The sequence below is a fragment of the Saccharopolyspora sp. NPDC045839 genome (assembly GCF_056431645.1).
Genome location: NZ_JBWKKH010000044.1, coordinates 1 through 13,320 on the forward strand (window position 1 = coordinate 1; position 13,320 = coordinate 13,320).

At 71.1% G+C, this 13,320-nt stretch carries 11 protein-coding genes; 5 read left to right on the top strand and 6 right to left on the bottom strand.

Annotated features, from left to right (window positions below):
* Positions 1-112: 112 nt before the first annotated feature.
* On the bottom strand, positions 113-796 hold the full coding sequence (locus AC07EQ_RS38250) for a response regulator (RefSeq protein ID WP_478392702.1): 684 nt from the start codon (positions 794-796) through the stop codon (positions 113-115).
* Positions 789-1,925, bottom strand: a complete 1,137-nt coding sequence (locus AC07EQ_RS38255; protein WP_478392703.1) for a sensor histidine kinase — start codon at positions 1,923-1,925, stop codon at positions 789-791. The genes AC07EQ_RS38250 and AC07EQ_RS38255 overlap by 8 nt, the downstream gene beginning before the upstream one ends.
* Positions 1,926-2,036: 111 nt before the next feature.
* Between AC07EQ_RS38255 and AC07EQ_RS38260 the strand changes: the two genes are divergently transcribed.
* From AC07EQ_RS38260 to AC07EQ_RS38270, 3 genes are all read left to right on the top strand, one after another.
* Complete coding sequence (locus AC07EQ_RS38260; RefSeq protein WP_478392704.1) at positions 2,037-3,467, top strand: serine hydrolase domain-containing protein; 1,431 nt, start codon at positions 2,037-2,039, stop codon at positions 3,465-3,467.
* Between the two features lie 606 nt (positions 3,468-4,073).
* A complete protein-coding gene (locus AC07EQ_RS38265) occupies positions 4,074-6,758 on the top strand; it encodes a sugar-binding protein (protein WP_478392705.1) in 2,685 nt (894 codons plus the stop codon).
* Positions 6,759-6,943: 185 nt separating this feature from the next.
* Positions 6,944-8,065 (top strand): ROK family protein, encoded by a 1,122-nt coding sequence (locus AC07EQ_RS38270; protein WP_478392706.1) that lies wholly within the window; start codon positions 6,944-6,946, stop codon positions 8,063-8,065.
* A 235-nt stretch (positions 8,066-8,300) separates the two neighbouring features.
* Here the strand turns inward: AC07EQ_RS38270 and AC07EQ_RS38275 are convergent, their stop codons facing one another.
* Together AC07EQ_RS38275 and AC07EQ_RS38280 are read right to left on the bottom strand one after the other, a co-directional pair.
* Positions 8,301-8,855, bottom strand: a complete 555-nt coding sequence (locus AC07EQ_RS38275) for a dihydrofolate reductase family protein (protein WP_478392707.1) — start codon at positions 8,853-8,855, stop codon at positions 8,301-8,303.
* 130 nt (positions 8,856-8,985) lie between these two features.
* Positions 8,986-10,326, bottom strand: coding sequence for an erythromycin esterase family protein (locus AC07EQ_RS38280; protein ID WP_478392708.1), 1,341 nt, complete (start codon positions 10,324-10,326; stop codon positions 8,986-8,988).
* Between the two features lie 105 nt (positions 10,327-10,431).
* Between AC07EQ_RS38280 and AC07EQ_RS38285 the strand changes: the two genes are divergently transcribed.
* On the top strand, positions 10,432-11,568 hold the full coding sequence (locus tag AC07EQ_RS38285; RefSeq protein ID WP_478392709.1) for a serine hydrolase domain-containing protein: 1,137 nt from the start codon (positions 10,432-10,434) through the stop codon (positions 11,566-11,568).
* Between the two features lie 13 nt (positions 11,569-11,581).
* Here the strand turns inward: AC07EQ_RS38285 and AC07EQ_RS38290 are convergent, their stop codons facing one another.
* Positions 11,582-12,373 carry an SAM-dependent methyltransferase gene (locus AC07EQ_RS38290; RefSeq protein ID WP_478392710.1) on the bottom strand — a complete coding sequence of 264 codons (792 nt, stop codon included), beginning with the start codon at positions 12,371-12,373 and terminating at the stop codon, positions 11,582-11,584.
* Between the two features lie 104 nt (positions 12,374-12,477).
* On the opposite strand from AC07EQ_RS38290, the gene AC07EQ_RS38295 reads away from it, so the two are divergent.
* Complete coding sequence (locus AC07EQ_RS38295) at positions 12,478-12,981, top strand: DUF1579 family protein (protein WP_478392711.1); 504 nt, start codon at positions 12,478-12,480, stop codon at positions 12,979-12,981.
* Here the strand turns inward: AC07EQ_RS38295 and AC07EQ_RS38300 are convergent.
* Entirely contained in the window at positions 12,968-13,285 is a 318-nt protein-coding gene (locus AC07EQ_RS38300) for a hypothetical protein (protein WP_478392712.1), read from the bottom strand. The two genes, AC07EQ_RS38295 and AC07EQ_RS38300, sit on opposite strands and share 14 nt — an antisense overlap.
* Positions 13,286-13,320 lie beyond the last annotated feature (35 nt).

Below are 13,320 nucleotides of genomic sequence, written 5' to 3' on the forward strand. Positions count from 1 at the left end.
GGACGGCCCCTCCGCCGTGTATTGGACATACATCAGGAGGGGCACCCACAGTCCAGGGAGCCTCTGAGGTTCCGCTACCCGCACCGCCACGCAAATTGAGGTTGGAAAAACCTCAATGGAAATTGCGGCCGTCCCGTGGTTGGTCGGCCAGGCCGGACTCGTAGCCGGCGATCACCAGCTGGGCCCGGTCCCGCGCGGCCAGCTTGGTCATCAGCCGTCCGATGTGGGTCTTGACCGTGCTGCGGCTGAGGTGCAGGTGCTGCTCGATCTCGGTGTTGGACAGCCCGCGCGTGATCAGCGCCAGCACCTCCATCTCCCGCTGCGTGATCCCGCTGAGCTCGCGGCGGGGCCGGGCCTGCGGTGCCGGACCGCTGGCGAACTCGGCGATCAGCCGCCGGGTGACGCTCGGGGCGAGCAGCGCTTCGCCGGCGGCGATCACCCGGATCGCGTCGAGCAGCTGGTTGGGCCGGATGTCCTTGAGCAGGAAGCCGCCGGCGCCGGCGTGCAGCGCCCGGTACACGTAGTCGTCGAGGTCGAACGTGGTGAGGACCAGCACTTTCGGTACCTGCGGCAGCGCGGTGATCCGAGTGGTGGCGTCGATCCCGTCCAGCTCGGGCATCCGGACGTCCATCACGACGACGTCGGCCGCCCGCTCCGCCGCCAGTTCCACGGCGGCGGCTCCGGTGGCCGCCTCGCCCACCACGGCCATCCCCGGGGTGGCGTCGATCAGCAGGCGGAGGGTGCTCCGGAAGAGCGCTTCGTCGTCCGCCAGGAGCACGCGCAGTTGCTCACCCATCGGCCACCTCGAACGGAAGTCGGGCGCGCACCGCGAACCCGCCGCCGGGCTCGGGGCCGATGTCGATCGTCCCGCCGTGCAAGGCGACTCGTTCGCGCATCCCCAGCAGGCCCTGGCCGGGCGGCCCCGGCGGCTCGGGCGGCTTCCCGTCGTCGACGACGGACACGGTCAGGACACCGGCTTCGGTGCTGAGGCCGAGCCGGCAGCTGGCCGCCCCGGCGTGGCGAAGCACGTTCGTGAGCGCTTCCTGTGCGATGCGGTACGCCGACGCCCGCACCGCCATCGGCACGTCCGCCAGGCCGGACTCGCCGAACTCGACCGCGACACCGGCGGCCCGGACGTTGGCGACCAGGCCGTCGAATCCGGAATCCGGCGATGCCTCGGCCGGATCGCGCAGCGCGCCGAGGACGGCGCGGACGTCGGCCAGCGCACCGCGGCTGACCCGCTCGATGGTCGCGAGCGCGGCCCGGCCCTCTTCGGGATGGCTGTCCACCAGGTGGTTGGCGACCGCCGCTTTCATCGCGATCAGGCTGAGGTTGTGCCCGACGACGTCGTGCACGTCCCTGGCGATTCGCAGCCTTTCCTCGACCGCCGCCTGCCGGGCGCGGAGCTCGGCGAGCTGGGCGGCTTGGCGGCGACGCGCTCGAACGGTCCGCGAGAGCACCCAGGTGCCGGTCAGAACGACCGCGCTGTAACCGGACACGCTCACCGGAGTGGTCGCGAAGGACTCCGCGTTCTCCGGCACCGCGACGAGCGGCAGGCCCGGAACCAGGACCACCGCCAGCCCGGCGACCGAGACCCCGGCCAGCGCAACCGCCAGGGACAGCGACGAGGAGAGTGCCGGGCTGGACAGCCCGACCAGGTAGAGAGCGAAGGCGATCGCCAAGAGCACGACGTCGTTCGCGGCCTCGGTGGCGATCGCGGTCATGCCCGCCACGAGCACGACGCCGAGAACCGCTCGCGGCCAGCGCCTGCGCACCACCAGTGGCGCGCACAACACGACCGCCAGTGCCCATTCGAAGGGCGCGGCACCGGGCGCGCGCAGCACCGCCACGAGCAGGAGCGCGGCCGCCACCACGGCGTCGAGTGCGACCAGTCGTCGCGATGCGGCGGTCCCAGGAGCGATCACGAGACGACCATATCCGCAGGAGAACGCCCCCACATCGGACCACGGTCCGATCCCGCAATTCGGCCCCTGGTCCGATGTGGACACGACGATCCGCGGCCGACACTGCTCGGCGTGATCATCAAAGCACTCATCGCATCCGGCGCCTTCGCCGTCGCCGCCGCGTTCGCCCCGCCGGTCGGCGCCGCCGACATCGACTCCGTCGTCGAGGAATACCTCCGGGACAGCGGCCTGCCGGGCGCGGCGGTCGCCGTCACCCGAGGCGACGAAGTGGTGCGGGCCGCCGGGTACGGCCGCACCCCGGTGGGCGAGCCGATCACGGAGCACACGGCGATGGCCGTGGCCTCGGTGAGCAAGTCGATCACCGCGCTGGCCGTGGTGCAGCTGGCGGAGGCGGGCCGGGTGGACCTCGATGAGCCGGTGCGCAAGTACCTGCCGGAGTTCACCACGGCCGACCCGCGCGCGGGCCGCATCACCGTGCGCCAACTGCTGGACCAGACCTCGGGGCTCTCCGACTCGACCTATCCGCCCTTCAGCCGGCCGCAACCGGATTCGCTGCGCGCGGCGGTGGCCGGGATGAACACGGCGGAGCTGGCCGCCGAGCCCGGAACCCGGTGGGAGTACCACAACCCCAACTTCCAGGTCGCCGCCCGGCTGGTCGAGGTGGTCGCCGGGCAGCCCTTCGACGGCTACCTCCAGGAGCACGTCTTCGCGCCGCTGGGCATGACCGACAGTCGCACGATCGACACGGCCGACGAGCTGCCGCCGAGCGCGCACGGTCATCTGAAGGTGCTCGGTTCGCCCGTCGCGGCGCCGGAACCGCCCGCTTTCGGCAACGGTTCCGGCGGCGTGCTCAGCTCCGCGCACGACATGTCCGCATGGCTGATCGCGCAGAACAACGGGGGCCGCGGGCCTGGCGGGGCGACCATCGCCACGGCCTCGGCCATCGCCGCCACGCACACCCCGTCGTCGGAGGTCTCCGGCGACTACGCCCTCGGCTGGTCGGTGGGCACGACCGACTCGGGAGCGCCGGTCATCGCGCACAGCGGCGACCTGTTCACCGCCACCGCCTACCAGGCGTTGCTGCCGGCTTCCGGGTACGGGATCGCGGTCATGGCCAACACCGGCCTCGCCCACGGCGACGCCAAGGCGATCGCGGATCGGCTCATCGCCCTGGTGGAGGGCACCGCCGCGCCGGTGACCAGCGATCCGCTCGTGGCGGCCGACATCGTGTTCCTGGTGCTGACCGCGGGTGCCGCGTTGCTCGCGACCTGCGGCGTGCTGCGTGCGCGGCGGTGGGCGGCGAAGCGGGCGAACGCGGTTCGTGCCGCGCTCCGCCTGCTGCCGCTGGCGATTCCGCTGCTGGTCTTCGCGTTCGTCGACCGGGTCGTCAGCGCGCTCTACCGCGGCCGGGACGTCGCCTGGATCCAGGTGCCGTACCTGTACCCGACGTTCATGCTGCTGCTCGCGACCGCGGCCGCCGGAAGCCTCGTGGTGCTCTCGGTGCGGATCACGCGCTTCGCGCAGGTCGCTCGCGGCAGGTGAGTTCGGACGTCCCTTGTGGACACTTGTAGGGACGGCCCGACCCGCCGTCCAGAGCGGATGCCCACCTGGATCGTCGGTTCGCAGTTTCAATTGAGGTTTTTCCAACCTCGTTTTGCGTGGCGGTGCGGGTAGCGGAACCTCAGAGGCTCCCTGGTCTGTGGGTGCCCTGACTGATGTATGTTCAATACACGGCGTCAGGGCCGTCCTCGCCGGGAGAACCCCGGAGGGGTGGGCACGGTGAACCCGCGGCGGTGCGAGTGTCGTAGGTGGGCTATGCGCCTGCGGCGCATGCGACATCCCATCGACGTGCGGCTTTGCGGCCCGCGGCTGCGGGTCGACCAGGATGAAAAAGGCTCATTGAAACTGCCGTCCCGCGAGGCGGGGTCGGATCCTATTGGTCGGGAGATTTCCGGTCGCCTGTTGACTTTCCCTTTTTCTTCTCCTTAGCATTCCTCGTTCCCCCGGTCCCGAGGATGTGGTGATGCGGTCGAATCCGGCCGAAAAGCGCGTGGTCGGGGGCTTTTCGGGGAACTTTGTTTCTGTTGCGGGAGATTGTTTCCGGCGCGGGAGTTCCTTTTGTCTCGTCCCGCTTTTCGTGGAGGAAGAATGCGGAAGTATCCGGCGATCGCTGCCGCGGTCGCGGTGTTCGCCTTCGGTTCAGGAGCGGTCGCGGACGCCGTGCCGCGCCCGGCCGACCCGGTCGAACTCGACGTGCTGTTCATCGGCGCGCACCCCGACGACGAGGCAGGCACGCTGTCCTCGCTCGGCCAGTGGAGCGAGCAGCACGGGGTCGAGGCCGGCGTCATCACGACGACCCGGGGAGAGGGCGGGGGCAATGCCGTCGGCTTCGAAGAAGGCCCGCCGCTGGGCCTGATCCGGGAGGGCGAAGAGCGGCGCGCGGTCGGCAAGGCCGGCGTCGGACACGTCTACAACCTGGACAAGCTCGACTTCTTCTACACGGTCAGCGCGCCGCTGACCGAGCAGGTCTGGGGTCACGAGGACACCCTCTCCCGGATCGTTCGGGTCGTTCGCGCGACCAAGCCCAAGGTGATCGTCACCATGGACCCGTCGCCGACGCCGGGGAACCACGGCAACCACCAGCAGGCGGCGCGGCTGGCCGTCGAGGCGTACCTGAAAGCCGGTGACCCGGCGGCGTTCCCGGAGCAGATCTCGGGCGAGGACCTGAACCCCTGGCGGGTGGGGCGGATCTTCCAGGCGGGAGCGCGGGGCACCGCGGACCCCGGGCCGGACTGCGAGGCGACCGGCTACCGCCCGGCCGAGCCCACCGACCGGGTGCTCGGCGTGTGGGCGGGGCATCCTTCCGCCGCCAACGGCGGAAAACCCTGGTCCACAGTGGAGCGCGAAGCGGAGTGGGAGTACCGCACCCAGGGCTGGGCGAGCAACCCGCCCGCGCCGACGGATCCCGCGAAGATCGGCTGCGACTGGTTCACCGAGATCGACAGCCGCGCCCCCTACGGCCCGGACGCCGCCGGGGTCACCGCCGCGCTGGACGGCGCCGCGCTGGACGGCTCGGGTGGGCTGCCGGCGGGCACGGAGCTCGCGGTCGAGACCGACCGCTTCGACGTCGTGCCGGGGGCGCCGTTCGAGGTGACGGTCCGCGTCAAGGCCGCAGGCCGCGCCATCCCGCAGGGCCGGGTGCGGCTGGACGTGCCGGACGGATGGCAGGTCACCGGCTCGGGCGAGCTCGGCACGGTGCCGCCGGGTCGCGAGAGGGCGGTCCGCTTCACCGTGACGCCGCCGGTGGACGCCGCGCCGAACACCCGTTCCAGGCTGGCGGCGAGGCTGGACACCGCCGACCACACCAGCGGGGTTTCCTCGCGCGTGGTGCGGGTCGTGCCCGCCGTTCGCGGCACCATCGAGCCGCTGGCGCAGGTCGGCCAGTTCCGGGACTGGGCCGGAAACATCGGCGCGCCGCAGCTGGACAGCCTGAACAAGCCGGTGCTGACGCTGGGCAGCGGGCAGTCCCGCTCGGTGCGGGTCGACCTCGTCAACCGCGGCGAGACCCCGGAAAGCGGCACGGTGCGGCTGAACCTGCCCGACGGTTTCCGCGCGGACGCCGCGGCGAAGGAGTACTCGGCCCTGGCGCCCGCCGCCGCCGGTTCGGTGACCTTCGAGGTGACCAACACCGACCCGAGCCTGCCCACGTCCAACCGCGCGCCCAACGACGGCGACTACCCGATCACCATCGACACCACCTCGACGCATGGGGCCGGAACCGAGGCGGCGGCGCTGGAGCTGGTCCCGGTGACCACGATCCCGAAGGCGCAGTCCGCCCCGGCCGTCGACGGCGTGGCGGGCGATGACGAGTACACCGGCCCGGAGCTGGACCTGTCCTCGCTGTGGGAAGGAACCCCGGCCCCGGCGGACGACATCTCCGGGACCGCGAAGGTGACCTTCACCGACGACGCGCTGTACGTGCTGGTGCACGTGACCGACGACGTCCTCGGCACCGTCATCGAGCCGAACGACTGCAAGCGGCACCGCCGCACGGATTCGGTGGAGATCACCATCGACCCGGCGGGCAGGTCGGAGAACACCGCCACCGCGTTCAAGTCCGGGATCTTCCCGATCACCAACGATCCCGAGCACGGCAACCCGCCGTGCTTCGAGCGGGACGCGGACAACCACCAGGGCCCGGGGCAGGAGACCGCGCCCGGCATGCAGGTGGCGTCGAAGCTCACCGAGCCCTACGGCGGCTACTCGGTCGAGGCGAAGATCCCGTTCTCGGTGCTGCCGGACGCCGTCGACCCGGCGCGCATGGGCCTGAACGTGCTGATCTACGACTCGGACACCCAGGACAAGACCACGCAGACCCGGGTCGGCTGGTCGACCTGGAAGGGCGTGCGCGGCGACCCGTACCGATGGGGCCTGGCCGAGCTGCCCGGCTACCAGCCGCCGGCCGCCCGGCCGAAGGAGCCGGTGCTGCCGGACACCGCGGCCCGGAGCGTGGATTCGCCGCTGAGCATCCTGCAGTCCAGTGTGGACGGAATTCCGCTGTCCGGGGCGCCGGGTCTGGCAGCGGACGCGGCGCAGATCCGCTCGGTGCGCCGGGTGGACGCGACGACAGTGGACGTCGAGCTCACCGCGAACGTCGCGGGCATGGTCCGGCTGTTCGGCTGGGACGGCGAGCAGGTCACCGGGCAGGTGAGCCGCGAGCTGCCGAAGGGCGCGACCACGGTGCGGCTGCCCGTCGGTGCGGCTGATCGCGTGCTGCTGTCCTACGAGTCGGGTGGCGCCACGCTCGCCCGCACCGCGCCCGTCGAGGGCTGATGCGGCGGCCCTGCCGGTCCGTCCGGCAGGGCCGCTCGCCAGGTCCGTGTGCACTTTGTGTCGCCATGGCAACTGTCATGGCAACAGAAAGTGCACACGGGCGCCCTGTCGGCCTGTGTGGCCTTGGATCCGGCGGTGTCGCGGGCTAGACTTTCATTTCGACAGAAAGAAAGTCGAGGCGGCCCGTGACCAGAACGCTCGCCGAGGATCGGCGGACCTCACCAGGCAAGACCCCGCGCGGGCGGCGGGACGGCCGCGCGGCGGTGCTCCGGCAGCTGCGCGAGCGCCCGCTGTCCCGCACCGACCTGGCCGAGCTGACCGGGATCAGTCAGCCGGTGATCACCAGGCTGGTCCGGGACCTGCTGGCGGACGAAGCGGTGCACGAGATCGGCGCGGCCGGCTCCACCGGCGGCCGCCGCCCGGTGCTGCTGGCGATCCGGCCGCGAAGCCGCTGGGTGCTGCTGGCCCGGCTCGCCCGCGGCCGGGCGGAGCTGGCGCTGGCCGACCTCACCGGCACCGTGGTGGCGCACCGGCACGCCGGCTACGAGGGCGACCGGATGGAGCCGGAATGGCTGGTCGACGAGCTGGTCGCGCTGTGCCGCGCGAACGGTTTGGCCGCCTCCGACGTGTGCGGCGTGGCGGTCGCGGTGCCGGGCGTGGTGGCGCCGGGCACCGGGGTCGTCGGCACCGCGCCGGACCTGGGCTGGACCGGCCCGGAGGCGCTGGGCGAAGTGCTCGAGGGCGGGTTCGGCGACTGCGTGCTGGTGGACAACGACGTCAACCTGATGCTCACCGGCGAACGGGTGCACGGCGCGGCCCGCGGCGCCGACGATGTGGTGTTGCTCTACATCGGACGGTTCATCGGGGCGAGCATCATGCTCGGCGGGCGAGTGCTGCCGGGCGCGCACGGCGCCAGCGGCGAGATCGGCCTCCTGCCTCTGCGCGAGCGGGCCGGGGACTCCACAGTGGAGCAGCGCTACGGGCTGGGCGGGCTGGCCGACGAGATCGGCACCGCGGAACCGGTGCGGGCGCTCGCCGACCGGGGCAGGCTGACCGAGGTGGTCGCGGCGTGGACCCACCTGGCGGTGGTGCTGTCGCTGACCGTGGACCCGGCGCTGGTGCTGGTCGGCGGCGCGGCCACCGAACTCGGCGAGCCCGGCCTGGTCGGCATCCGGTCCGAGCTGGCCCGGCGCGTGCCGGCCTGCCCGGACGTCCGCTTCGCGGAACTCGGCGACCGCGCGGTCACCCAAGGAGCGCTGGAACGAATCCGGGACCTGGTGATCGACACCGGAGCCCTCCGCGACTGACCGCCCGCGAGCCGAAACCCGCGGAACCCTTCGCCGGGCCTCACATCCGCAGAGCACAGCGATGGGTGAACGGCCCGTTCGCATCGTCTATTGACGTGAACGGTCCGTTCACCTCGTGTTGGTGGTGTGCGTTGGTGCGGGGCAGGTGAGGGTGAACGGCCCGTTCGTGTCGTCTATTGACGTGAACGGTCCGTTCACCTCACCCTGGGCTGCTGTCGCGCCTCGGAGTGGCGGCTCAGGACTTCGCGGGGCCGTAGGTCAGGTGGACCACGCCGTTCTCGAAGACCTCCTGGCCGGTCAGGCTCAGCGGGAGGCGCGCGGTGCCTTCCGGGAACAGCTTCTGCCCGGAACCGAGGACGAGCGGGTAGACCAGCAGGTGCAGACCGTCGACCAGGCCGTCGGCCAGCAGGGCGCGCACCAGTCGGCCGCTTCCGCTGATGTAGATGTTGCCGTCGACGTCGTCCTTCAGCTTCTGGATCGCCTGCGCGTCGTAGGCCCCGAACACCGTCGAGTTGTTCCAGATGTCGGCCGTGGTCAGGGTGGACGACACCACGTGCTTCGGGGTGTCGTTGAAGAACGGCGCACCCGGGTCGTCTTCGGCGGTCCGCCCGGACCAGGCCGGGGCGAACATCTCGAAAGTGTTGCGACCCAACAGGATCGCGCCGCTGGCCTCCGTCAGGCCGCCGATCGCGCGGGCCATGCCCTCGGTGAAGCCGTATTCGGCGGTCCAGCTCGGGCTCTCGAACACGCCGTCCAGGCTGACGAACTCGTGCACGTGGATCTCGCCCATGTCGGTCTCTTTCCATCTCGGTGGTGGCATGCGGTCCGGACCCGCGACCTGCCGGTGGCCCAACCGTACAGACTCCACCCGCCCGAGAAACTCATCTCCGGGCCGGCGACGTCATGTATTCGCCGAGCACCTATTCGTAGGTCGGAGCCTGGCCGAGCGGTTCGTCGGCCTCCTGGTCGGTTACCCCGTGGACCGGGGTGATCTGGTGGATGTGCACGACGGCGTCGAAGGCTTGCTCGGGGTCGAGGTCGATCAGCTGGGCTTGTCCGGACATCGCTGTGGCTCCGGCAAGGAGTTCCGGTGGCGCGTGACGCAGATCCACGAGGTGGTGCGGGAGGCCGACGGCGTCCAGCAGTGCATCGAGGGAGTGGGCGGGGGCGCTGAATTCACCAGCCGGGGTGGCGTAGCGCCGGGCGGGGGTGGCGTCGAGGTCGAGGCCGGGCACGATCCCGGCGCCGCGGGTGGTCCCGATTACGACGAGCTCTTGGCCCAGAACGGGGGCTAACAGGCTTCCGATGGGTTCGGTGCCGTCGAAGGAGGGGGTGCGTTGCAGGTGCACGTTGTGGGCGCCGACGATCACCCGCTCCTCGCGGCCGAGGATCCAGTGGAGATTGTCGGACATGACCTCGTTGCGCAGGTTGCGCCCTGGCTCCGGGTAGAGCCCGTGCTGGAGGAACTCGACCACGCGCTGGGCTCCGTGGGCGCACCGGAGTGCGATCTCGTCGTCTGCTGCGGCCGCTCGTGCCACGAGCTCGGTGATGCCGCGAGAGAGCTCTGCAGGAACGTCGGGCGTGTCCGACCCGTCTGCGGAGGCCGCGCGTGTGGGGTCACCGAGATCGGCGGCGGCCAGCAGCTCCCGGTCCCCGGGCTGTGGGGCCAGCCGGTCCAGGCACGCGGCCACCCCGGATGCTGGATTGGCGCACCAGCCGGGCACGTCCATGCCATAGAACCTCACTTGATGGCTGTGCGTGGCGTTCCAGTCGCGCATCCACTGCAGCTGGGCATGCATTTCCTCGCACCGGCCGAAGGCATAGGTGATCCCACGGCGGGCGATCGTCGCGAGACTGCGTGACCCGCCGCGCACCCACTCGTCGACCGCCAGGCCTTCCGGCAGGCCGGACTCCAGCACGAACGCGGAGAACCCGAGTTCGCGAACCAGGTAACGCGCGATTCGGTCGCGTAGCCGGACGAACTCGGAGGCGAAGTGCGCACTTTCCCCGAGGCAGACCACACGGGCCTCGCCGACGAGATCGCGCAAGATCTCGAGGTCGGAGTTGTCGCTCGTGTCGGGATCGAGGGTGAGCAGGGGGTTCACGATGTCGCGGATGGACTGTGCGGGCACGGTCGGTGACCTCCGGATGATCCGTGAGTTCTTCGACAACGAATTGACAGTGACCTCAGCGAGGATGACAGGGAATGCGGCGCCGGCAATCCCGTTTCTTGATGTGGTCGCCGGGTGCAGCGCCTTCATGCCGCTCCGGCGGCTGCGCGATCCGGATCGGACGGTCGCGCGACCGATGAGTTCCGGCTGCTCCGGTCGTCTACCTACTCAGACCTCACGAGCAGAAGGTGGACGATGCCAGACCTGCACGACATCCTGCGGAAGCACGTCGACGACGGATCGGTGCCGGGGGCGGTGGGCCTCGTGGCTCACGGCGACCGGGTCGAGGTGGCCGCCGTCGGCTCCCTCGCCGTCGGCGGCGCACCGATGGCGCGGGACTCGATCTTCCGCATCGCCTCGGTCACCAAGACCGTCGTCGCCGCGGCTGTGCTGATGCTGGTCGAGGAGGGGCGGATCGGGTTGCACGACCCGGTCCGGGAGTGGCTGCCGGAACTGGCGGAGCCGTCCGTCGTCCGGACGCCCGGCAGCGAGGTGGACGACGTGGTGCCGGCGGCCCGGCCGATCACGGTGTCCGACCTGCTCAGCTCCACGGCGGGCTATGGCTTCGCGTCCGACTTCGAGCTGCCTGCGGTCCAGCGCCTGTTCTCGGTGCAGCGGGACGGTCGCGAGCCGCAGAGCTTCCCGGCGACGGACGAGTGGATGGCCGAGCTGTCCCGGGTTCCGCTGCTGCACCAGCCGGGCGAGGCATGGCTGTACGACACCTGCTCGGCCCTGCAGGGCGTGCTGATCGCCCGCGTCTCCGGCCGCTCGCTGCCGGACTTCCTGGCGGAGCGGGTGTTCGCGCCGCTGGGCATGGCCGACTCCGGGTTCGTGGTGCCTGCCGAGAAGCGGGCGCGGTTCACCAGCTACTACCGAAGCGACCCCGCCGGGCTGGAGCTCGCCGACGGCCCCGACGGGCAGTGGAGCACCCCGCCCGCTTTCCCGCTGGGTTCCGGCGGGCTGGTCGGGACCGTCGACGACTGGCTCGCCTTCGGCCGGATGCTGCTGGCCGGCGGCACCACCGCCGACGGTCGCAGACTGCTGTCGGCCGATTCGGTGCGCATGATGACCACCGACCACACCACCGCGGCCCAGCGCGAGACCGGCGAGGTGTTCCTGGAAGGCCAGGGCTGGGGCTTCGGCGGCGCGGTCGACATCGCGGCCATCGACCCGTGGAACGTGCCGGGGCGCTACGGCTGGGTCGGCGGGACCGGGACCTCGGCGCACATCGTCCCGTCCACCGGCGCGGTGGCCGTCCTGTACGCCCAGGTCGCGATGGACGGCCCGGTCCCGCCCGAGTGGATGCGGGACTTCTGGCGGTACGCGTGCTGATGCCGCCGGACGGTCAGGGTTTGCGACCGATGCCGCCGAGCGTGGACAGGTCGGCCGGGGAATCGGCCGGTGGCTCGTCGGGGCGCCAGCGGGTGCAGGGCACCAGCCCCGGTTCGAGGAGCTCCAGGCCGTCGAAGTACGCGGCGATCTGCTCGGGGCTCCGGCTGTGGTAGGGGATCGCTCCGGCATCGGCCTGCTTGCGCCGGGCGGCCAGCAGCGCCGGATCGGTGTCCGGGCTGTCGAACAGCGCGAGGTAGCTGCCCGGCGGCAGCGCCCCCAGCAGCCGGTGGACCAGGGACCATGGATCGTCCTCGTCCGGGACCAGGCCCAGGATGCCGAACAGCACCAGCGCGACCGGGCGGTCCAGGTCCAGCGTGTCGGCGGCGCACGCCAGGATGATCTCCGGGTCGCGGATGTCGGCGTGGACGTAGTCGGTGGCGCCCTCGCGGGTGCCGGTCAGCAGCGCCCGGGCGTGGGCCAGCACCAGCGGATCGTTGTCGACGTAGACGATCCGGCACTCGGGGGCGTGCCGCTGCGCGACCTCGTGGGTGTTGTCGGCGGTGGGCAGGCCGGTGCCGATGTCGAGGAACTGGCGCACCCCGGCCTCGACGACCAGGTGCCGCACGGCGCGCGCCAGGAACGCCCGCCCGGCGCGCGCCGCGAAGTCGATTCCGGGGAACAGGGCCCGGAAATCGTCGCCGGCCGCGCGGTCGACGGCGTAGTTGTCCTTGCCGCCGAGCCAGTAGTTCCACATCCGCGCCGAGTGCGGCACGGATGTGTCGATCTCGACGGACTCGTGTGCCATTCCGCAGTACTCCCTGTTGCAGATCGCGGGGAAAATACCACGGTCCACTCGCCGGGAGGGCCCGTTTGGGCTTCCCGCTGCCTGGGAAACCGCAAGGAGCAGACATGACCGAGAAGACATCGCGAGTAGTGGCGGTCAACCGGGGTGAGGAGCACGCCGACGGGCCGGGGCGAACGCGCGGCCCGCAGCACGACGCGCTCGGCGCCTGGGTGGGCAGGTGGATCAACGAAGGCCACGTGATCAACGACGACGGAACCCCCGGGCCGGCGATCACGACCTCCGACGTGTACGAGTGGGCTCCCGGCGGCTTCTTCCTCCTCCACACGGCGTACGGGCGCATCGGCGAGACCGGCGTCGGCGGCACCGAGATCATCGGCTACGACGAAACGAGCGGGACCTACACCTCGCACTTCTTCGACAGCCAGGGGAACGTGGTCGTCAGCGGCCTGGTCGCGCGCGGCGACACGTGGACCTACCAGGGCGAAACCACCCGTGCCACGGTGGAGTTCAGCGTCGGCCACCGCGTCCAGACCGTCCTGCACGAACGCACCGACGACGGAACGACCTACCGGCCGTCCATGAAGGTCACCCTCATCAAGGTCGACTGAGGTTGCGGCCGTACGGCTCTTCGGGGACGGCGTGCGCGAGGACGAGCTTCAGCAGCAGCATCGCCGGGAGCCAGGCGAATCCGTCCGGGCTGGGCAACGTCGGGGCGACCATCACGCCGATGAGCACGACGAACAGCCCGAGCGGACGCGCCAGGTAGATCTGCGCGCGGGCGACCAGCACGACTCCCGCCAGGGCCCAGACGTACCAAAGCGGTCCCCACCACCACGGGCCGCCGAACAGCACGCCGATCAGGATCGGCTGGTCCAGCGGCCCATGCCCTCGGCCGTCATCCCGCAATTTCAATGGAAATCGGACCTTCGATTTCCATTGAAATTGCG